We start from the raw sequence: 21,057 nt of genomic DNA, 5'->3' as shown, positions 1-21,057 counted from the left end.
CTGCAGCAGCTCTCTGTGTTAACGTTTCCAGCGTGACTAAGCACCCTGACACAGACCCGCAAAAACTTCGCAACCTGGCGGCTATTGTGGCGATTCTGTCCGGTGCCAGTCAGTGTATGTCGCTTTGGCTCTTACCTACGACCTCCACGCTGCTACTAACAGCGCTTACCGGTGCGCTTTACCTGCTTCTAGGCCTTGGCCTTTTCGGAATATCGCGTTTCTCACTGTTCCTGGCAATCACATTGCCGCCCTTACGTGGCTGGTTTGGGCTCTACCCTCTGGAAATACCGGCCTGGGAGCTCTTGCGCATCGCGAGCGACCTGACAATTGCTTTGCTATGCATACCCGCGCTTTGGGCATCCCTGCATCCCGAACATCAAAAAGTGGAGCCCGGGTTGAAGGGTGTATCTGACTTACCAGTGACAGCGGGCTTACCCGAGCATAGAGCCGACAATGCCTGATCCGCTGTTGATAATCGTCGCTCTGATGTGTGGTATGGCCAGTCGCGCAATTGGCATGCCAGCGCTCATCGGCTACTTGGCAGCCGGCTTTGTGCTGCATGAGCTCAACGTCGATGGCGGCGAGATGCTCGCCAAATTGGCCGAGATGGGCATCACCCTCCTTTTGTTCAGCATTGGCCTAAAGCTGCAAACTCGCGATCTTTTGATGCCGCGTATTTGGGGAACAACGGTTGTGCATATGCTGGTCACGCAATTGGTGGTTCTCGCTTTCCTCAGCCTTGCGGGACAATTGATGCCCCAGTTGGGCCTGTCAATCAGCGGCAATTTAATCATCGCCTTCGCGTTCAGCTTTTCCAGCACCGTATTTGTTATTCAAATCATGCAAGAACGCGGCGAAATCGCATCGCGACACGCCAATCTCGCGATTGGTGTACTGATCATTCAGGACCTCGCCGCCGTGTTGTTCCTCGCGGCCTCCACGGGCAATGTGCCTGAATTATCAGCGCTCTGGCTCCTACTGCTACTTCCCGCACGTCGTCCGATCTTACGTTTGCTTAGCCTTGCCGGTCACGGCGAATTGTTCACCTTGGCCGGCTTTGCCCTCGCTATTTTAGGTGCGCAGCTGTTTGACAGTGTCGGCATCAAGGGCGATCTTGGCGCACTATTGATAGGCGTTTTACTGGCCGGAGAACAAAAGGGCAAAGAGCTCGCACGCAACCTTCTTTACTTCAAAGACCTGTTTCTCGTGGGCTTCTTTTTATCCATTGGACTCAGTGGCTGGCCCTCTCCGAGCCTCATGATCCTAGCCTTCGCTCTCGGCGCCATGGCCTTGCTCAAACCACTGCTGTACTTCCCACTGTTCACGCGATTCCACGTTGCTCCGCGCACCGCCTTGCTGGCCTCCAATAGCCTTGCGAACCACAGTGAATTCGGCCTGATTGTTATTGCCGTGGCAGTCACGCAGGGCTGGGTCGGCCAAGAATGGAGCAGCGCCATGTCTATCGCTATTGCGATGAGCTTTTTGGTCGCCTCACCTCTAAATAAGTTGTCTCACAAGCTGTATCGCCGTCATCGAGTTCGCCTACTTCGCCATGAGTCGCCTCTCGTCCGCGCCCAACGTCCTGACACGCGCAACGTTCGTGTTTTGGTGCTGGGCATGGGCAACATCGGAACCGGTGCTTACGAAGCTATAGCGCGTAGTTACGGCGAGGAGGTTCTCGGTATTGATGACAACGACCGCAAGCTCGCGCAGCATCATGCGATGCATAGACGCGTTGCCGCAGCCGATGCCAGTGACCCTGACTTCTGGCATCGCGTCGCGCTGGACGAACTCGAACTTGTAATGCTGGCTCTGACCAATCATGAGGAAAACATGCTGGTTGCCGATCTGCTCCGGGAAATGGGTTACCAAGGACGTATTGCAGCCGTTGTTCGATTCGACGAAGAAGCCCAAGCGCTCGAAGCCAAGGGTATTTCAGCCTTTAATCTGTATGCTCAAGCGGGAGAAGGCTTCGCGGCTCACGCAGCGCGTGGTTTACGGGAGAGAAGAAGCCGCGATCGCGACGCCACCGACGCTTCAGAGCCCGGCAGCTAGGCCGTATTCATCGACTCGGCCGCGGCAGCGGCGTTTGGAGACCAATACAACAGCAGGACGAACAAGACGTTAACCGTCAGATAAGCCGCTGCAACGCCCGTAAAAATGCCAAGCCCCGGTGTCATTACAAGCCCCAGTGCAAAGGCGCCCAGGCGCAGCAGATCCCACCGCAAACTGATCCAAGGCGCCCGCCCCTCGATCCATGAGGCCGTGGTTACCGTCGTCAACAGCATAGCCACTACGAACCATACGCTTGCGGCGTAGCTGTCTAAGACCCCGGCTTGCAGATATCCCAGTAACGCGACCACGGCTACGAGCTGAAACAGGGCGTAAACACGCACCGCCAAACTTGTAGGCGGATCGAAGCGCACGAAGTCGTTCAAATCAGCTTTGGGGCGTGGATCTGTCACCGCTAACTCTGCGGGCCGCCACCCGGTTCTGGCAATCCAGACAAGCAATTTGTCGCGCCACCGCGGTGCATTCCAGCTATCCCGGAACATGTCAGCGTAGATATGTGTCAGCGCACGAAGTGGATTAAAACTGCGCAGCGGACCGCGGATACCGTAGATGGGAGGCTCAGACGCGAGCTCTTCCTGAAAAGTGCCAAACACGCGGTCCCAAAGAATAAACAGACCACCATAGTTGCGATCCAAATAGTGATCGTTCTGCGCATGGTGAACACGATGATTCGAGGGCGTGACAAATATCCATTCATACCACCCTAGCTTACCGACATGCTCGGTATGCACCCAGAACTGGTAGATAAGATTGATCGACGCCACAGTGACAAGCACCTCCGCCGGCACTCCCAAAGCAAACATCGGGACATAAAAAACCCAGCCTAGTAAAAAACCGGTACTGGTTTGGCGCAATGCGGTGGAGAGGTTGTAGTCCTCACTCTGATGATGCGCCACATGTGCAGCCCACAGAATGGTTCTTTCATGGCCAAGGCGATGAAGCCAGTAGTAGCAAAAGTCATAAAGAACAGTCGCCAACACCCAGGTCCAGATACTCTTTGAACTCATTAATGACAAGGAGAAATGCTCTGCGGTGAGATGATAGATATAGCCACCAACACCCAGGGTAATAAACTTCCTGGCCTGACTTAGTGTCCCCAGGAAAAGGCTACTAACCGCGTCATTCACACGATAGGTGTTGTGACCAACCCACAGACCCCAGAACAGCTCCAGCACCATGGCCAGGATAAAAAACGGAACAGCGTAAACAATGAGGTCCATAGCGGCAGACTCGAACCAACAGACGCCTCTAGGCGTCGAGATCCGGAATCATGTCATCCTTAAGAAGTGCGATAGTGTCTTTCAGCCGCAGCTTCTCTTTCTTCAAGCGTTGAAGAAGAATTTGATTCCGATAAGGATAAAGCTGCATCTCGTCGATGCGCGTATCGAGCGCCCGATGCCGCGTTTGCAGTTGCAGTAGTCGCATCGCAGGCGTCAAAACCTCGTTTGCGGCTTCGGCGTCAGCGTCTGGTTCCTTGCCCGGTGGCCAGTTCATGTACAGGGTTTCCCGCCTTCAGTCACACTGTGAGGAGAACGTAAAAGATAACCGCGCCCTCGCCTGCAGACAAGCCCCGTCTTAGCTATGCGACTCACTGATGCCAGCCGCTCATGCCATAGACTCTAACAGCTCATTCCAAAGCGACGCCGATCTGTCACCCACTGCCACAAAGTGCGGACTGAGCAGAGTGTCCCGGGCGTTGTACCGCAAGGGCGCGCCATCAAGACCCAAAACCCGGCCTCCCGCGGCGGTTACTAAGGCATCGCCCGCTGCAACATCCCACTCACTGCAAGGCGAGAAGCGTGGATAACAATCTCCACGGCCCGCAGCCAGATCACAGAACTTCAATGCACTCCCGCTATTTTGCCGCGACAATTCATGCGTAGACTTCAAAAATTCCAGGCAGCGATCCAGACTGGGGTTTTTGTGACGCCGACTTGCGAGGATTACCAACTGGTCTGAGGGAAGCTTCCGAGTGGTCAAAGGCGTTGCCTGCCACGCGCCGGATTCGAAACAGAGTCGCCAAGCGCCCTCACCAATGATTCCCAGGCTGCCCTTCCGCGACAGTGGCTCGTAAATCAGCCCTAGTGTCGGCCGCTGGTTCTCTATCAGCGCAATATTTATAGTGAACTGCCCGGTCCGCTCGAGAAACTCACGAGTACCATCCAGAGGGTCCACCATCCAAAAGGAATCCCATTGGTCGCGATCGGCTATCTCGCCGGGGCTGCACTCTTCAGACAATAAAGGCAATTCAGGTTTCAAGCTGCGCAAACCTTCACTCAGAATTTCGTGTGACGCAAGATCGGCCTTGGTGAGCGGTGTTCGATCTTCTTTGCTGTACAAAAGACCCGCGCTTGCCTCGTCGTTGTAACACGCAAGTATGCTCTGGGAGGCACTTTGGCAGAGGTCGAGAAGAGCCCAGATTTCGCCCCGCGACAATGGCGGGTGCCCAGAAAATTGCATAGACGTTACTATACACCCAGCGATGATTGACTGGCCTAACATTCGCACGGTGCTGCTGGACATGGACGGCACCCTGCTTGACCTCCATTACGATAACCATTTCTGGATGGAGTATCTGCCTCGTGCCTATGCGCAAACGCGAGGTATTTCAGAAGCCGAGGCCATAGCGTATCTTCACGACAGCTTTACATCCATCCGAGGGTCTCTTCCCTGGTATTGCCTTGATCACTGGTCCAAAGAGCTGGATATGGACATCCCGCGACTCAAGCGCGAAATAAAGCACATGATTCGTATGCGCCCCTACTCTTTGGAATTTCTTCGCTGGCTGCGCTCCCAACCCCTGGACGTTTTATTGGTCACGAATGCGCATCGAGAAACGCTGAACATCAAAATGGCAGAAGTCGATATCACCGAGTGGTTTGATCACATCGTTGTATCTCATGACCTCAATGCGCCAAAAGAGCAGCAGGTTTTCTGGGAACGCTTACAAGAACTACACCCCTTTGATCCCGAAACAACCTTGTTTATCGATGACACAGAGGCGGTGCTCGATGCGGCTAAAACCTATGGCATACGGCACTTGCTCACGCTACTTCAACCCGACAGCTCTCAGCAGAAGCGTATGGGCACCCGATTTCCGGGCATCCATCATTTTGACGAGATCATGCCAGCTATACTTCCATGAGCGGCGCATCCATGGAGAAACTGCGAGTCGACAAATGGCTCTGGGCAGCCCGTTTTTTTAAGACCAGAAGTTTGGCCAAAGCGGCCATCGAAGGAGGGAAAGTTCAGCTCGAAGGCCAACGAGTCAAAGTCTCAAGGGAAATTTGCACCGGCGATGAACTTCGCGTTCGCCAAGGCTGGGACGAGCGAGACATCATTGTTCTGGCCCTGAGTGATCAGCGCCGCGGAGCAGCAGAGGCTCAGGCGCTGTATCTGGAGACAGAACAGAGCATTGCGCGCCGTGAGCAGTCAGCCCAGGCACGAAAGCTCGCCGGAGGTATGATCGGGCGCCCGGCCAAAAAACCCGATAAAAGAGCGAGACGGCAGATTCATCGCTTTCGCCATATTGACGATGGCTAATCAAGTTTTTTCAGCGCAGCCGCCATACGCAGCGCGCGTAAAGGCCTGTGAGGCGCTGCAAACTCTCCAAAGGCGAGCGCCGCAAAGCGCTTTTTCAACGAATCAGAACCCACTTGCAGAAGATAATTCTCCAGCACCTGCGGGGGATTGATCTGCCTATGAAGAAGGCGCTCTATAAGCACCCGCACTGCGACCAACTGTGAGGAAAGCACCCCTCTTTGCCGAAGAAATAGCTCGGGGGCGTGCACTAGCTGCCGCAGTGGGTCGTAAGCACCCACTACGTTCGAGTCGTGCTGTCGGTAGTTGACCAAGGTTTGAGAGTCGCAAAATAACGGGCCTTCGCACAAAGCGCAAAGTGCCAGCCACCAATCATGGTTTCTCAGGCCTGGGGGGAAAGGCAGGGCTAAGTCCAGCACCTCAGCTGTAACAGCCAGCGTGCAGCCCACAACGGAATTGTGCGCAAGCAAGGAGCTTACTGATGGCTGCAAGGGAGAGTCCAACTGCTGTAAAAAACGCACTTCAGTTGCCTCTCCCTTAGCATTTGTCAGCATGAGATCACTACAGCAGGCGCGGAAATTTTGCAGTTGCTGACGCTGCAGTGATAACTTTTCGGGATGCCACACATCATCCTGATCACAGAGTGCCACCCACTCAGCTGATACTCTGGCAGCTTCACTGAGAAGATACTCGAAGTTGCCCACAGCACCCCGGCCACCTTTGCGTTGATCTAAAAAACGCATCCTCGAATCACGACGCACATTGTCATGAATAATTTCTAGCGTCGCATCCGAAGATCCGTCGTCGCTAATTAAAAGCTGCCAGCCTTCATAGGACTGCGCGATCACGCTGTCAATTTGCTCCTGCAGCCATCGATCACCGTTGTAAGTCGCCATACAAATAATGACGCTCATCGGTCCGTACACTCAGGGTTTAATCGGGGATCGAGGGCGGCGATAAGGCTTTCTTTGATTACACGGTTACTAAAATGCTGTTCGTACACGGTGCGAGGCGCGGGAGACCAGTCGCTTTTCAAGCGGGCAATGGTTTCCTCTATTGCCCCCGCCAGCGCCGCCGGATCGGCGGGTGGACATACAATCAGACCCGTATGTTCGTCGGCGAGCGCATTTATTGCAGCTCCGCTTCGTGTAATTGTCGGTCTACCCGAGGCGAGCGCCTGATGAACTTTATAGGGAACAACAGATGCCGCTTTAAGCGAATCACCAAACGCACCAAGGACAATATGTGCCTCAGCAATGGCGCCCCTCAAAGTATCCGTGTCGACAATACGTCTTTCCCAGCTAAGTGTGTTCAGTGGCGCACGCTCTAAGTCCGCCCATATGCTGGGGGCTACCTGTCCATCGCCGATGATCCGCAAGTCCACATCGACTCCCTGACTTTCGAGAAGACGCGCAGCGGCAACGATGTGCTCAACACCGTGTAAAGGTATAAAAGTGCCCCAGAACAAGAGCCGCGCTCGCTCGGCCATAGCTTGACGTGGGATTTCAGTCCAGATTGACTCATCAATACCCACCGGTATTTCGGCGACCTGCGTGTCCGTGCCTGCAAGATACTGCCTCAGCAGGGTCGCCTGCTCAGCTGTATCGATCAATACGACATCGGCTTTTCCCAGTGTGAAGCGCTGAAAAGCCAAGAGCATGCGTGCCCGCAACGACTTATGAGGAATAAGCTTTCGATCCTCAACAACGGTGCTATGCAACTCCAAAAAAGCATCGACTATTAGGCGCTTTCGCCGCGTCTGACCGGAAATCCAAAGTAAAGCAATATCCAGATAGGCCGGATAGGGAACAAATACAGTGTCGCATCCCCTCAGCAGGGAACGCTGGGACCACAGGGACCATGCATCACGCAACAGGCCACCTACACGCGAGAAAATAGTCTTGCCGGAAGAAAAACCGTGTCCCGCGGATCGCGTTTCAGGGCGAACATACACAGTCTCGCCGCTGAGTTCTTCGAGGATGTTTACAAGTATTCTATTTCTCTGATAAAGGTCGTGATCGCTATAAGCACCAAAGATGGCCAGACGTTGAGGCATCACGGGTAAGTCACTCACACATCACACCAAAGCGATCTTGTCGCGTCCTTCGCGTTTAGCCTCATACAGAGCAGCGTCTGCTCGATCAACCAAAACTCCGGGATCCACATCCTCGTCAGGCATGATCGAAAGAACACCCTGGGATATGCTGATTCGATCCGATACGTCCGATGCGCTATGCGGAATATTCTCTTCGTACACCAAACGCTGCAAGCGTTCAGCAGCCCGCAGAGCATCGGGAGCTTTCGCGCCCGGCAGAACCAAAATAAATTCTTCGCCGCCATAACGCCCAGCAACCTCACCCGCTCGGGCAGTCACCCGCTGCATGATATCCCCAATACGCCGCAGCACCTCATCACCCGCTGGGTGGCCATAGGTATCGTTGTACTTCTTAAAATAATCGACATCGATGAGAATAACCGACACCCATCCGTGGGAGCGCCGCGCACGATTCACTTCGTCTCGTAGAGTCTGATTTATCAGCCGGCGGTTACCCAGCCCGGTAAGTTCGTCAATGTTAGCCAGATCCGTAAGCTGACGCCGAGCCTCCTGAAGCTGCACATTTCGATCTCGCAAAGAACCGGTAATCTGACCCAGTTCCCGGGTCATCGTCTCTTGCTGCCAGCTCAGGCTGAGCATACGCCGAAATGTATCGTGGATGCCATTACCTGCTGCCGTAAGAAGCCCCGTGAGCGCCAACAGCAAAAGCCCAAGCAGTAAGTTGTAAGGTTGATCCCAAAAATGCGCGAGACTCCACCACGCAATGGGCCATAGTGCAGCGAAGATGAAGGCCAGAAAGTACTCTCTGACCACAACCATTACAGCCAGTGAAATCACCGAAATAAACACCACAATTAGCAGCAGCAAGTACTGAAGGGTGACCGGAAGATAAGGACTCACCAGAATAAAAGTCCCAGACCAGACCAGCCCGGTCACGGCCGAACCAAGCACCAGCTGCCAAAACAGCTTCTGCGGCCCGCTCAAGTAGCGGCGATCAGCCAGCGCGCTGCTCATATGCAAGGACCTGAGCAGTAAAAGACTCAAGAGCCCAAAGCCCCAGAGCAAAAGGCCTCCAGTATCAAAGTAAGGCCAAAGTAGTCCCATAACCGCAATCACGCCAATAAGGTTAGCCATCATCGACGCCACGCGCGCGTGCTGCATGAGCAACTCAAGCTGTGCGGAGAACAGCTCACTTTCTGGAATGTTACGTAAATAAATCATGGGTAAAAGTTTACACGTAGCACTGCCCACCCGGTAAGTACATATTGTGAGGGTGAGACCTCGATCACAGGGTCGCGTATGGGTCATTGCCGGGTACTACAAGCTAAGACACACTTAGCGTCGAATATAAGGGATACGCGATGTATCAATGGAAAACACTGCGAATATTGGCAGGGCTGCTGCTCTGTTTACCCCTAATTCACTTCGCACTCATCGTTTCCCGGGATATCAGCACTTACCTCGACCCCTCGCCAGAGGTTTGGGATAGCGAGATTGCCGCCTTGATTGCCGCTGACCTCGATGACGCGATACCTCAGCAACCCATTGTGGTTATTGGAGGCCATCGCGTCCGTCTTTGGAAGGACCTGCCCGCCAGCCTGCTCCCAAGAGCCACCCTGTTGCGCCCCTTGGGAGACGCAACTCTCGAAGATCTTACATTTCATTACGATCGTCTGGCAGCCTTCTACCGTCCGGATGTTCTTGTGGTGTTTCCTGGTTACGCGGACCTGTATTTGCGTGACCAAAAGACCCCCGAAGACTTCACCGCCAGCTTACGGACACTTCTTAACCGCGATGAAGAATACGGCTCCAGTAGCTGGCGCTATGTGATCGCCCCTGTACAGATGCCATTGCACCCCGATGACCACGAGCGCATCTCTCAGATAGACAAATCCATAGACCAGCTCGCGGCAGAGCTACCCGACCTCACGATTATTGACCCCAACCCTATCTTGAGCGGCTTAGATGGGAGCCCCAATCCCGAGTACTACCGTGGTGATGGTATTAACCTGAGCCCTAGTGGATACGGGCGCATATCTTTACTCCTTGCAACGCAGATCAAAGCGCGCCAACAGCTGGACCAGGAAGCGAGCAGCCCACAATAGCAACCAGCTACACGCATTTTGCGCTACAATTTCGCGATGTTTGATGAACTCCCCACAGCACGACCGACCACTGCGGCACTTGATAAAATTGATCAGGGTGCAAACCTTTCCGAGCTGACCGAAAAAGAGCTGCTGGCCCTGCCCGATGAGCTGCGCTCTTACCTTCTGTTTAGTGCAGGACAGTCTGGCGGGCACTTTGGCGCCGGTCTCGGTGTTGTTGAATTAACTATCGCTCTTCACCGAGTTTTCGATACGCCTAGAGATCGAATTGTTTGGGATGTCGGTCATCAAGCCTACCCACACAAGATTCTCACCGGCCGCATGCAGCGCATGGGTACCATACGCCAAGCTGGCGGACTGGCAGGCTTTCCTAAACGCAGCGAGAGCGCCTACGACACCTTTGGCGTCGGCCACTCATCAACCAGTATTTCAGCCGCCATGGGCATGGCCCTGGCAGCAGCTCGAGAAAGCGATCCTCGGCGCGTGGTGGCGGTTATCGGCGACGGCGCAATAACCGGTGGCATGGCCTTTGAGGCCTTAGCGCATGCAGGCGATGTCCGACCGAATATGCTCGTCATATTGAACGATAATCAAATGTCCATCGGTCGAAACACCGGTGGACTGGCCAAATACTTCGCGAAAATATGGGCCAGCAAGACGTATATCAGCATGCGCGAAGGTGGCAAACGCGCGTTAAAGAAGATCAAGCCTGCCTGGGATCTGGCTAAGCGTACCGAAGAGCACATGAAGGGTATGGTTGCCCCGGGGACACTGTTTGAGGAGTTAGGCTGGCACTATATCGGTCCAATAGATGGGCATGACCTACCGCAACTCCTGCAAACTCTTGAGAATATGCGTGATCTCAAAGGTCCCCAGTTTTTGCATGTGCTCACCATGAAGGGTAAGGGCTACTCTCCTGCAGAAGCTGATCCCATAGGTTTTCATGCCATTAACAAACTCGAAATCAAGCCTGCGGCTGGAGCTGAGCCGCCCACGCCACCGGCACCGACACTGAAAAAGGTCAAATACCAAGATGTTTTTGGTCAGTGGCTCTGCGACATGGCGGCCACAGATGAAAGGCTGATGGCAATTACGCCCGCCATGTGCGAGGGCTCTGGAATGGTGCCCTTCGCACAGCAGTATCCAGAGCGTTTTTTTGATGTCGCCATTGCCGAACAACATGCGGTGACTCTCGCCGCTGGCATGGCTTGTGAGGGCGCCAAGCCGGTGGTGGCTATCTACTCAACATTTTTACAACGAGCCTACGATCAACTCATACACGATGTCGCACTACAAAAGCTCGATGTGACCTTTGCGATTGATCGTGCGGGGCTGGTGGGGCAGGACGGCCCCACGCATCACGGAGCCTTCGATATCAGCTATTTGCGCTGCATCCCAAACATGGTGATTGGCGCCCCCTCGGACGAGAACGAATGTCGCCAGATGCTGTACACGGCTTATAGACATCCCGGCCCGGCTGCCGTTCGCTATCCTCGAGGAACCGGACCTGGCTCTTTGATTGAAGAGACCATGACCGAAGTACCCATCGGAAAAGCTGTACTTGTTCGAGCTGGCAAAGGGGTTGCGATCCTGAATTTTGGTGCGCTATTTTCTGAAGCGATGAAAGCCGGCGAAGAGTTGGATGCAACGGTGGTGGACATGCGTTGGGTCAAGCCACTGGATGAAGAACTCATACTGGAGCTCGCCAGCAGCCATGATCTTTTAATCACGCTGGAAGAAAATGCGATTGCTGGTGGCGCTGGATCCGCTGTGTCGGAGTTGTTAGCGCATCATGGCATCCAGTGTCCCGTTAAGCACATAGGGATACCCGATAACTTTATTGAACACGGCGACCAAAGTGCACTTCGAACCTCCGCTGGCACCTCTGTCCAAGCTATTATCGCCTGTTCTCAAGGACGAGCGGCAGCGGTTGATCCGTTGTCCAGATCTTTCACTGTGGCAAATTGAGCAGCGGTTCGTTCGCGCCCACACGAAGCCCCTAGGCTTTCAGCACAGTGCGTCAATCGCTAAAAACACGATCAGAATTTTATACATACGATAGATAAGCCATATGTCCAGGGGAGTATTTCAATGAAAGCGGTGCTGCTGGCGGGGGGGTTCGGCACGCGAATCTCTGAAGAAACTCTTGTTCGGCCAAAGCCTATGGTGGAAATCGGCGGGCGCCCGCTTTTATGGCACATTATGAAACTCTACTCCCACTATGGGATAGAAGACTTTGTGATCTGCTGCGGTTACAAGGGATATATGATCAAAGAATATTTCGCGAACTACTTCTTACATATGTCTGACGTGACCTTCGATCTTCGGAACAATTCCATGCATGTACATCAAAAGTATGCCGAATCATGGAAGGTCACTCTCGTGGACACCGGCGAAAACACAATGACCGGGGGAAGACTTGCTCGCGTTCGTGATTACCTCAGCGAAGACGAGAGTTTTTGCTTCACCTACGGAGATGGCCTTGCGAATATCGATTTGCGAGCGCTTATAGATTTCCATCGCCTCAAAAATCGAACCGCGACAGTCACCGCAGTTCAGCCGCCTGGTCGTTATGGTGCACTGACTATCGGTGACGACATTGCAACTGGGTTTGTAGAAAAGCCTCAGGGAGATGGGGCGTGGATAAATGGTGGTTTTTTCGTTTTGAAAGCATCAGCTATCGACCTAATTGAAGGTGATCACGTGGTTTGGGAAGAGGGCCCCCTACGCTCGCTTGCCAGCCAAGGTCAGCTTGCCACCTACAAACACAGAGGGTTCTGGCAGCCGATGGATACGCTGCGAGAGAAAAATCAATTAGAAGCCTTGTGGTCATCCGAGCAAGCCCCATGGAAACTCTGGGACTGATGATTACGGCTAATAACTTTGCCGGCGCGAAAGTGCTCATTACAGGCAACTCTGGCTTCAAGGGTTCCTGGCTGCAACTGTGGTTGCAGCTTCAGGGAGCGGAAGTCACAGGTTTGTCACTTCCACCCAGCACCAACCCAAATCATAGAGACTGCCTCTTTCCAGAAGCACGCCAATCCTGGATAGACGTACGTGATAGCGACAAGGTTAAGTCACTCGTAGCTGAAATCAAGCCAGATGTGATTTTTCATCTCGCCGCCCAGCCTCTCGTTCGCGACTCATATCGCGACCCTATTGGCACTTGGCAGACAAATGTTCTCGGGACAGCCAATGTCCTTGATGCCTGCCGAGATCTGCATCGGCCTTGCGCAGTTGTAATAGCGACCTCAGACAAATGCTATCTCAATAAAGCCACCGGACGCGCATTTGTAGAGGACGATCCTCTGGGCGGGAAAGACCCCTATAGTGCCTCCAAGGCGGCCGCGGAGATTCTTGCGTCGAGCTATCGTGATTCATTTTTCGGTACTGACAGTGAAGTTCTCGTCGCCACTGTCCGGGCAGGAAATGTTATCGGAGGTGGCGATTGGTCGGATGATCGGCTTGTTCCAGATGCGGTACGAGCATGTTTCGAGGGTCACCCGCTTAAGATAAGATATCCTCAGGCTACGCGTCCCTGGCAACATGTACTCGAGGCTACTGCAGGTTATACGCGTCTCGCGGCCAAGCTTATTGAAGGCGATCGCAGTTTTGCCCGAAGCTGGAATTTTGGTCCTCAAGGTAGCGAGAACCGTCCGGTCATAGACGTACTTAGCGTTCTTGCAGTAGCCTGGCCTCAGCTTACCTGGGCACAGGAGGAGCGAGGCGCGCCTCAGGAAGCGCCTCTCTTAGCGCTTGACAGTAGTTTGGCCTACGAAAAACTTGGCTGGCGTCCAGTGTGGGATTTTACAACGACTATTGCTCGAACCGTAGAATGGTATGACGCTTGGTACAGTTCCTCACACGCAATTACCGAAGAACAAATTACAGCCTATCAGCAAGAAGTTTCACCATGAGCGATTGGTTCCAAATCTGTGAAACGCCACTTCAGGGACTGTGTTTACTTAAGTGTCGCCGTCACGCAGACAGTCGTGGCCATTTTTCGCGACTCTACTGCCATTCTGAGCTTGACTCCATTCTGGAAGGCGATGGTGTAGAGCAGGCCAACTACTCGATAACTAAGCTGGCGGGAACAGTGCGAGGGCTACACTTCCAGCGTGGCGCGAATGCTGAGAAGAAGCTTGTCCGCTGCGTGCAGGGAGAGATTTGGGATGTTGCCGTGGATCTTCGTGATGATTCTCCGACCTACCTTCAGTGGTACGCGGCGACACTCTCAGCTGAAAATGGCAAAGGTCTACTTATACCTGAAGGCTTCGCACATGGATTTCAGACGCAGACACCAGACTGCATCCTGACCTATTTCCACACCAAAAAATATGCTCCACACGCAGAAGGCGGAATCCATTGTGACGACCCCGAAATAGGCATCCCTTGGCCCATAGACTCACGGAACCTCTCTAACCGTGACGATTCGCTGCCCATAATTAAAGATAGACAGCTAGGAGCGTAGTTAAGTGAAGTGTCGTTTTTGCGCATCAAGCACACTGTTTCAAGTCGTAGATCTCGGCTATGCGCCGCCATCTAACGCGTATCTAAGCGACGAAGACCTTCGAGCCCCTGAGGTACATTTACCTCTTCGGATCTATGCTTGCAGTCAGTGCTGGCTTGTTCAAACAGAGGACTATGCTGCATCGACGACACTGTTTACGAATGATTATGCGTACTTCTCTTCAACTAGCGAGAGTTGGCTGCGACACGCTCACGACTACACCAACAGTATCGTTCAGCAACTAACTCTCAAGGAGCACTCCCTGGTCATCGAGTTGGCTTCAAATGATGGCTACCTACTCAAGAACTTCGTCTCCAAGGGAATACCTTGCTTGGGCATCGAACCCACTAAGGCAACTGCCGTAGCCGCCGAAAAAATTGGAATCCCCGTCTTAAGGGAGTTTTTCACCGAGGCTTTGGGTAAGCACCTGGCAGCAACTGAAAGATCGGCGGACCTTGTCATTGGAAACAACGTTTATGCGCACGTCCCCGACATAAATGACTTCACCGCCGGGATGGCCCGAGCATTGAAGCCAGAAGGAGTTATTACACTCGAATTCCCGCACCTACTAACACTAATCGACAGCTGCGCATTCGATACAATTTATCATGAGCACTACTCCTATCTTTCGCTATCTACCGTTCAACAAATCTTTGCGTCTCATTCCCTACGTGTTTGGAAGGTCGAAAAACTCACCACACATGGCGGAAGCCTCCGAGTTTACGGATGCCATGAAGCCGCCTCCAGACATACCGAGGACAATGTAAAGGCATTGATTGACGAAGAAATCGCTGGTGGACTTCGGCAGGTGGCGACTTACTCATTATTTAGAGAGCGCACCGTTCGAATCAAACATGAGTTCCTGCGCTTTCTTCTGCAGTGTCGGAAAAATAAAACAACTGTTGCCGCATACGGGGCAGCGGCGAAAGGGAGCACTTTGCTGAACTTTAGCGGCGTCACTCCTGACTTACTTCCCTATGTTTGTGATGCAGCAGCGTCTAAACAGGGAAAATACTTGCCTGGCAGCCATATCCCTATCCTGTCGCCCAAGGTGTTGAGTGAAAGGCAGCCAGACATTGTCTTACTACTGCCCTGGAATCTACGTCCGGAGCTGACAGAATCACTGGACTATGTAAAAAAGTGGGGCGGCACGTTGGCAACAGCAATACCCAGTATTGAGCTGTTTTAATCGCGTTGAGGATACTGCTAACAGGATCGACGGGGTTAATCGGCCGAAACCTGCTTCCTCTGCTTCTAGCAAAAGGGCATGAAGTCACCTGTGTTGTTCGCTCAGGGGCGCCAAAGCAACTGTCGCCGACACATTTTCATCTAACTGGGGACCTCTTAGAAGATAGGTTTTCGCTTCACGGCCTGAAGTATGACTCCTTAATACATCTCGCCTGGCTTACAACGCCCGGCGAGTATTGGACATCAGCTCTCAACGAGGCGTGGGTGGATGCCAGCCTTCGCCTTGCGCGTCAATTTCTTGATGCGGGCGGCACTAAAATCATAGTGACCGGCACCTGTGCGGAGTATCGCTGGGGCAATTCTTCATGCGATGAGGATACAGGCGCGTTACAGCCACAAAGTCCCTATGGATCGGCGAAAGCAAAATTACGCAACTGCCTCTTAGATGAACTTCAAAGTTATGCTGGCAGCAGCCTCGCCTGGGCACGAGTCTTTTTTCCTTATGGTCCCGGAGAAGCAACACAGCGCTTATTCCCCCAACTCTTGATTCCGATGCTGGCAGGGGAAGATGTGCGATGCAGCGATGGATGGCAGAAAAGAGACTATCTCCACGCAAATGATGTAGCCGGAGCGATAGCCACCCTCATCGACAACAGGAGCGCGGTTGGTGACTTCAATATTGCTTCAGGGCAGGCAGTATCTATACGGGATATTGTCGATATTTGCCGTGAAGTAACTCTTTCAAACTCACGCATAGTCTACGGCTCAATACCAATGCGCGTTAGCGAACCCGACCGAATCGCAGGCAACAGTACCAAGCTAACGCAACTTGGCTGGGAACCCCAGCTCGATCTCCGCATAGGCATTGCCGCATATTCTGAGTGGTTAAGAACGCATGGCTTCTAGCGCTCAAGACCTCAACAGCGGCGTGAAAAACACCGCATTACGCAACATTTTGTGGAATGGCATAGGCCGATTTGGCAATGCCCTTCTTCTATTTATTTTTGTCCCGATTCTCGTATCTATTCTTGGAACCGAGTCCTGGGGGGTTATTGGCTTTGCCTTGTCAATAACAGCGATCTCAGCGATTTTTGACCTGGGGCTTGGAGCCACTCTAAGCCGCGAAATATCCCGCTATTCCGCAGATTCGAACCGAATGCGAGAACGTCGGGATCTTGTGTTCACCTACGAACTCCCGGTACTGATAGCTGCCTGCTTAATCAGTTTGGCAATGTATGTCCTTGCCGAAGCCATCGTGTCGCAGTGGCTCGATGGGAATCGAATTCCCGGCAATATTCTTCAGCAATCCCTGACGCTCGTTGCGCCGTTACTAGGGCTTCAACTACTAATCACTCTTTACAACGGAGCTATTCTGGGGCTCCAGGAGCAGGTGTATGTAAACCTCGCAAGGCTAAGCTATTCCGCAACTCTGTACGGCGGGGCGATCGCTCTTCTTTACTTGCGGGAGTCCCCCAACATAGTTCTATTTTTCGAATGGCAACTGATCTGCGCTCTGGCGTACTGTGTGATATTGCGTATCCGCCTGTATCGTCAATTGCGGCAAGCGGTCAGGGCTCGCTGGAATATCGACTATCTGCGCGAGAGTTGGCGCTTCGCATTAAGCGTCGCCGGAACCGGCATTCTCGTTGTCTGCCTTACACAGGGAGACAAGATTTTATTGAGTAAGCTTTTGGATCTGGAGACCTTCGGCAGCTACATGCTTGCCGTCACTTTAACTAGCCTGCAAACATTGCTCGTCCAACCTGTACACACCGCCATCTATCCTCAGTTGACGGCCATGCTAAGTCAGGGAAATGAAGAGAACGCTGCATCAACTTTTCTACGCTGGTCACGCCGAGTAGCCATTATCGCAACGCCTTTGGGCGCGTTACTTTGCGTATTCCCTAACTCTATAGCAAGCATCTGGCTGGCTGATTCCAGTTTAGCGACTCGCATTGCGCCGTCAATTTCAATTCTGGCACTGGGATCACTCTTCAATGCGCTCTGCACGCTTCCCTACACATTGCAACTTGCGGCGGGCTGGGCGAACCTGGGGATGTATTCAAATTTCATTGCGCTACTCGTGATGATTCCTGGCCTACTACTCGTCACACCCATCCTCGGAATGGAGGGTGCCGCACTCATATGGATGGCACTGAATGCCGGCTATCTACTAATACAGATCCCCATAATGTTCAGTCGCTTGCTACCCCAATGCCGTGCTGACTGGTATCGGGATGCGTTCGCATACCCAGTACTGATAAGCTTCATAACTCTCGGCACAGGCCTCTCAATCTCTCGGCTCGCTCATACGGGTACTGTTAGCACTCTCCTCATAGCCCTCGCGGCAACACTTGCCGCGGTAGCACTCAATGCCCTTCGCACCTATCGTATAGAGATGTCTGAAAATTGAATATGTCTACGCAATGCCGTCTTTGTGGAAGTTCTGATTTGGTCATGTGCTATCGGACTCGCGACTACAATCGGAGAATCGACGAGCGTCAATTTAATTATGTAGAGTGCCAAGCTTGCAAAACTCTTCAACTCGCCTTTATCCCCGAGAATCTTGCCACTTACTACGCCAGTGAGTATTTTCAGATTCCGCTTAGCGCTGCAAACCTCTTGCCGGGAAGCAAGGTGGACAGATTTAAACTCTCACTGTTGAAGAAGCACACCAGTCCATGCGAAATACTGGAAATTGGGCCCGGTGTCGGTGGTTTTGCATACCTTGCAAAAGTGGCAGGATATTTTCCGCAGGTTATAGAAATTGACCGAGCATGCCGGCAATTCATACAAGAACAACTAGAGATCCCGGCAGTAGCAGGCCCCGAGGACCTATCCGGTTTCCCAGCGAACAGTTTTGACTGCATAGCACTCTGGCATGTGCTCGAACACCTAACGGAGCCAAGGGCCCTGATGAACAATTTGTGGAGGGTTTTACGCCCGGGGGGAACTGTCTTGCTGGCCTTACCGAACCCAGACTCTCTTCAATTTTCAATATTTGGCCGTTTCTGGGCGCACCTGGATGCCCCCCGACACGTCGCTCTGCCCCCGGCTCAAACACTGATTCGTGAACTGGAAGCGCGGGACTTGCAGTTAACTGAGTTGACCAGTAGTGATGCTGGAACTCTATACTGGAACCGGTTCGGCTGGACAGAATCCATGAAAAACCTCTCCAGGTCTTCGCTTACTCAGTCGCTGCTCGGTGCATTCGGCATGGGCGCGGCCGCCATCAGCTACTCTTTAGGTTCATTAGACCCCACGCGAAGTGCGTATACGCTGGTAGTTCGCAAAGCCTCACTATGAAAATATCGATTCTGATCCCGACACGAGATCGCATCCATTTACTCAAGTACGCGGTTACAAGCGCACTTGAACAGAACTACGAGAATATCGAGATCGTCGTATCAGACAACAATTCAGCTGAGCCGGCGGGCCCCTGGCTTAAGTCTCTGGCCGACTCCAGAATCAAGTACATCTGGCATGGTGAAACCCTGCCTGTAACCGACAACTGGAACAGAGCCCTAGAACAGGCATCTGGCGACTACGTCGTGATGCTGGGCGACGACGATGCCCTCTTAGAGGGCTACTGTGATCGGCTGAGGCGTTTAGTCGCCGAGTACAGCCAGCCCGATTGCATTTATCTAGGCGCTTACCTATTTACCTATCCGGGCGTTATACCTGGAAAGAAGCAAGGCATGCTGAACGAGGCAAGAAATGCCATCTTTTGGAGAAGCGGAAGAGACCAATACCTATTGGACAGTCAAGTAAGACTTCGGCTCGTGAATGATGCGATGCACTTTTACAACTCCTACGGCTTTAACATGCAATTTGTAGCTTTGCACCGTGACATTATTAAGCAACTTTCGAAAAACGGCGAATTTTATCGGTCCCCGTACCCCGACTATTATGCAATGAATAACGTCATGCTTCAGGCACAGCGAGTCGTCGTCTCAGAAAGCCCCCTCGTCGCCATAGGGGTATCACCCAACTCTTTTGGATGGTACTTCCAAAATCATCGGGAGAGTGCTGGAAACGAACATTTAAGTATTGATGAGACTGATTTCGCAGTGCCTGGAGTGAACGCTGAGGACATTCTTCCTGGCACATCAATGAATACTCATTGGCTAATGGCCGTCGCAACCCTCAAGGAAGCGAACAAGCATGATCCTCGCTTATCCGCTCCATCCATAGCCCGCTACCGACGCAAACAAATCATCTACTTTGCATTACTACTTGCTAATGGGCATACAGACGCCGAGGCACGCGCGTCTTTTATCTCACTATTAAGCCAGAGAGAACGGTACTATTTTCTAGCCCTTCGAGCACTCATTGCCACTGGCGCGGGAAGTCCATGGCTGCTGGGAAAGCTCCACGTCATATCGCAAAAAAGAATAAGTTATTTGCGTCGCATAATGATGCGACGGCTACTACAAAAAAACACCGTCAAGGAGGTGGAAGCCGGTAAAAATATACTAGACATCGGAACTTTGATCGACGACGTCAACCGTAAATGACCAAACCCCTCGTAAGCATATGCGTACCGGTTTTAAATGGAGAGCGTCACTTAGCGGAAACTCTCGACTCCGCCCTTAAACAGACCTATAAGAATATCGAAGTCGTTGCGGTCGACAACAACTCGTCGGATGGCACATCCGCAATCCTTGAAGCATTTTCCGCTCAATGGGGTTCACGGCTTAAAGTATTTCGAAATGCCGAAACGCAGGGGATGGCCACAAACTTCAACATAGCTGTTGCACATTCGCGAGGAGCATTTCTAAAGCTTTTGCCACACGACGATGTGCTCACGCCTGAGAGTGTCGAGGTGCTAATGCGTGAGCGCTCAGAAAATGACGCGTTGATCGTAGGACTTCGAGACTTCATCTTGAGCAGCGCCTCGTTTAGAGAAAGACTGTCCTACCGAAACCTAAATAGATTTTGGCGAGCGGACAAGGTTTTTGGCAGTGGTGCCATCGCTCCCGACCAATATCTAAAGATCATCTCAAAAAACACCACGCACAACGTTATCGGGGAACCGGCCAACGTGATTATATCGAGGGCCGCTTTTGAAGCCGTAGGCGGCTTTACAGAGCCGTTTCAGCAGTTATGTGATCTCAGACTGTGGCATGCTATTGGCTTACGCTATGGGATTCGCGTTGTTGCCACCAAAGTCGCCTTTTTTCGCGTACATGAAGGCTCTCACAGCAACGCCAGCCGCTACGACGAAGGACTTAGAGAAAGCCTGCTAATAGATCACTCCGCTCTCTCAGAATACGTACTGCAATACACATCTTCCTCAAACAACGATTATGCTCGCGCAAGAGTGCGCCTTAACGTTAGTCTGGATAATGCACGCCTGCGTGTATTTTCAGGTCATGAGCAGACAAACGGAGCGTCTGATGACAGCCACTACTGGGCAGCAAAACACGTAGTGAAACTAGTTCCGTTAAAGCGCGTCTACCAACTCATCGCCCTGCGAATTGCCATGGGTCTGTTTAAAAATTCAGGCGACTAGTGATTATCCTGACGTAGGGAAATCAATACTCCCGGAGCCCGAAATCATCCCTTAGACGCTGTGAACCGTA

At 52.6% G+C, this 21,057-nt stretch carries 21 protein-coding genes; 15 read left to right on the top strand and 6 right to left on the bottom strand.

Going from position 1 to position 21,057, the window contains the following annotated elements:
• The first annotated feature begins 32 nt into the window (after positions 1–32).
• Both ACI9KD_RS01215 and ACI9KD_RS01210 read left to right on the top strand, forming a co-directional pair.
• Entirely contained in the window at positions 33–461 is a 429-nt protein-coding gene (locus ACI9KD_RS01215) for a hypothetical protein (protein WP_414979319.1), read from the top strand.
• Entirely contained in the window at positions 454–2,055 is a 1,602-nt protein-coding gene (locus ACI9KD_RS01210; RefSeq protein WP_414979318.1) for a cation:proton antiporter, read from the top strand. The genes ACI9KD_RS01215 and ACI9KD_RS01210 overlap by 8 nt, the downstream gene beginning before the upstream one ends.
• Here ACI9KD_RS01210 and ACI9KD_RS01205 read toward each other — a convergent pair.
• The 3 genes from ACI9KD_RS01205 to cysQ all read right to left on the bottom strand — a co-directional run bounded on the left by ACI9KD_RS01205 (position 2,052) and on the right by cysQ (position 4,533).
• Positions 2,052–3,293 (bottom strand): sterol desaturase family protein, encoded by a 1,242-nt coding sequence (locus ACI9KD_RS01205; protein WP_414979317.1) that lies wholly within the window; start codon positions 3,291–3,293, stop codon positions 2,052–2,054. The two genes, ACI9KD_RS01210 and ACI9KD_RS01205, sit on opposite strands and share 4 nt — an antisense overlap.
• Before the next feature lie 28 nt (positions 3,294–3,321).
• Positions 3,322–3,567 carry a YdcH family protein gene (locus tag ACI9KD_RS01200; protein ID WP_414979316.1) on the bottom strand — a complete coding sequence of 82 codons (246 nt, stop codon included), beginning with the start codon at positions 3,565–3,567 and terminating at the stop codon, positions 3,322–3,324.
• 111 nt (positions 3,568–3,678) lie between these two features.
• Positions 3,679–4,533, bottom strand: a complete 855-nt coding sequence (cysQ, locus tag ACI9KD_RS01195; RefSeq protein ID WP_414979315.1) for a 3'(2'),5'-bisphosphate nucleotidase CysQ — start codon at positions 4,531–4,533, stop codon at positions 3,679–3,681.
• A gap of 22 nt (positions 4,534–4,555) precedes the next feature.
• Here cysQ and yrfG point away from each other — a divergent pair, with 22 nt between their 5' ends.
• Positions 4,556–5,218: a GMP/IMP nucleotidase gene (gene yrfG / locus ACI9KD_RS01190; RefSeq protein ID WP_414979314.1), complete on the top strand. Its 663-nt coding sequence runs from the start codon at positions 4,556–4,558 to the stop codon at positions 5,216–5,218.
• An 11-nt stretch (positions 5,219–5,229) separates the two neighbouring features.
• Positions 5,230–5,616: an RNA-binding S4 domain-containing protein gene (locus ACI9KD_RS01185; RefSeq protein WP_414979392.1), complete on the top strand. Its 387-nt coding sequence runs from the start codon at positions 5,230–5,232 to the stop codon at positions 5,614–5,616.
• Here ACI9KD_RS01185 and ACI9KD_RS01180 read toward each other — a convergent pair.
• From ACI9KD_RS01180 to ACI9KD_RS01170, 3 genes are read right to left on the bottom strand one after another with little or no spacing between them, the layout of a single operon-like run.
• Positions 5,613–6,527, bottom strand: a complete 915-nt coding sequence (locus tag ACI9KD_RS01180) for a glycosyltransferase family 2 protein (protein WP_414979313.1) — start codon at positions 6,525–6,527, stop codon at positions 5,613–5,615. The genes ACI9KD_RS01185 and ACI9KD_RS01180 overlap by 4 nt on opposite strands.
• Complete coding sequence (locus tag ACI9KD_RS01175; RefSeq protein WP_414979312.1) at positions 6,524–7,687, bottom strand: glycosyltransferase family 4 protein; 1,164 nt, start codon at positions 7,685–7,687, stop codon at positions 6,524–6,526. The genes ACI9KD_RS01180 and ACI9KD_RS01175 overlap by 4 nt, the downstream gene beginning before the upstream one ends.
• 3 nt (positions 7,688–7,690) lie before the next feature.
• Positions 7,691–8,890 carry a GGDEF domain-containing protein gene (locus tag ACI9KD_RS01170; RefSeq protein ID WP_414979311.1) on the bottom strand — a complete coding sequence of 400 codons (1,200 nt, stop codon included), beginning with the start codon at positions 8,888–8,890 and terminating at the stop codon, positions 7,691–7,693.
• Positions 8,891–9,030: 140 nt separating this feature from the next.
• On the opposite strand from ACI9KD_RS01170, the gene ACI9KD_RS01165 reads away from it, so the two are divergent.
• From ACI9KD_RS01165 to ACI9KD_RS01115, 11 genes are all read left to right on the top strand, one after another.
• Complete coding sequence (locus tag ACI9KD_RS01165; RefSeq protein ID WP_414979310.1) at positions 9,031–9,774, top strand: hypothetical protein; 744 nt, start codon at positions 9,031–9,033, stop codon at positions 9,772–9,774.
• 36 nt (positions 9,775–9,810) lie between these two features.
• Positions 9,811–11,742 carry a 1-deoxy-D-xylulose-5-phosphate synthase gene (gene dxs / locus ACI9KD_RS01160; protein ID WP_414979309.1) on the top strand — a complete coding sequence of 644 codons (1,932 nt, stop codon included), beginning with the start codon at positions 9,811–9,813 and terminating at the stop codon, positions 11,740–11,742.
• 123 nt (positions 11,743–11,865) lie between these two features.
• The gene (rfbF, locus tag ACI9KD_RS01155) at positions 11,866–12,639 is read left to right on the top strand and encodes a glucose-1-phosphate cytidylyltransferase (RefSeq protein ID WP_414979308.1); all 774 of its coding nucleotides are present in this window, start codon (positions 11,866–11,868) and stop codon (positions 12,637–12,639) included.
• Positions 12,621–13,691 (top strand): CDP-glucose 4,6-dehydratase, encoded by a 1,071-nt coding sequence (rfbG, locus tag ACI9KD_RS01150; RefSeq protein WP_414979307.1) that lies wholly within the window; start codon positions 12,621–12,623, stop codon positions 13,689–13,691. Before rfbF ends, rfbG begins: the two co-directional genes overlap by 19 nt.
• Complete coding sequence (locus ACI9KD_RS01145; protein WP_414979306.1) at positions 13,688–14,245, top strand: dTDP-4-dehydrorhamnose 3,5-epimerase family protein; 558 nt, start codon at positions 13,688–13,690, stop codon at positions 14,243–14,245. The genes rfbG and ACI9KD_RS01145 overlap by 4 nt, the downstream gene beginning before the upstream one ends.
• A gap of 4 nt (positions 14,246–14,249) precedes the next feature.
• Positions 14,250–15,473, top strand: a complete 1,224-nt coding sequence (locus ACI9KD_RS01140; protein WP_414979305.1) for a methyltransferase domain-containing protein — start codon at positions 14,250–14,252, stop codon at positions 15,471–15,473.
• A gap of 5 nt (positions 15,474–15,478) precedes the next feature.
• A complete protein-coding gene (locus ACI9KD_RS01135) occupies positions 15,479–16,378 on the top strand; it encodes an NAD-dependent epimerase/dehydratase family protein (protein ID WP_414979304.1) in 900 nt (299 codons plus the stop codon).
• Positions 16,368–17,885, top strand: coding sequence for an oligosaccharide flippase family protein (locus tag ACI9KD_RS01130; RefSeq protein WP_414979303.1), 1,518 nt, complete (start codon positions 16,368–16,370; stop codon positions 17,883–17,885). The genes ACI9KD_RS01135 and ACI9KD_RS01130 overlap by 11 nt, the downstream gene beginning before the upstream one ends.
• 2 nt (positions 17,886–17,887) lie before the next feature.
• The gene (locus tag ACI9KD_RS01125) at positions 17,888–18,778 is read left to right on the top strand and encodes a class I SAM-dependent methyltransferase (protein WP_414979302.1); all 891 of its coding nucleotides are present in this window, start codon (positions 17,888–17,890) and stop codon (positions 18,776–18,778) included.
• Positions 18,775–19,989, top strand: a complete 1,215-nt coding sequence (locus ACI9KD_RS01120; protein WP_414979301.1) for a glycosyltransferase family 2 protein — start codon at positions 18,775–18,777, stop codon at positions 19,987–19,989. The genes ACI9KD_RS01125 and ACI9KD_RS01120 overlap by 4 nt, the downstream gene beginning before the upstream one ends.
• Positions 19,986–20,987 (top strand): glycosyltransferase family 2 protein, encoded by a 1,002-nt coding sequence (locus ACI9KD_RS01115; RefSeq protein ID WP_414979300.1) that lies wholly within the window; start codon positions 19,986–19,988, stop codon positions 20,985–20,987. The genes ACI9KD_RS01120 and ACI9KD_RS01115 overlap by 4 nt, the downstream gene beginning before the upstream one ends.
• Positions 20,988–21,057 lie beyond the last annotated feature (70 nt).

This window comes from Congregibacter sp., from assembly GCF_047617445.1.
GTDB lineage: Bacteria > Pseudomonadota > Gammaproteobacteria > Pseudomonadales > Halieaceae > Congregibacter.
Note: the sequence above shows the minus strand (reverse complement) of the source record. Positions and strands in the feature narration are given on the sequence as shown.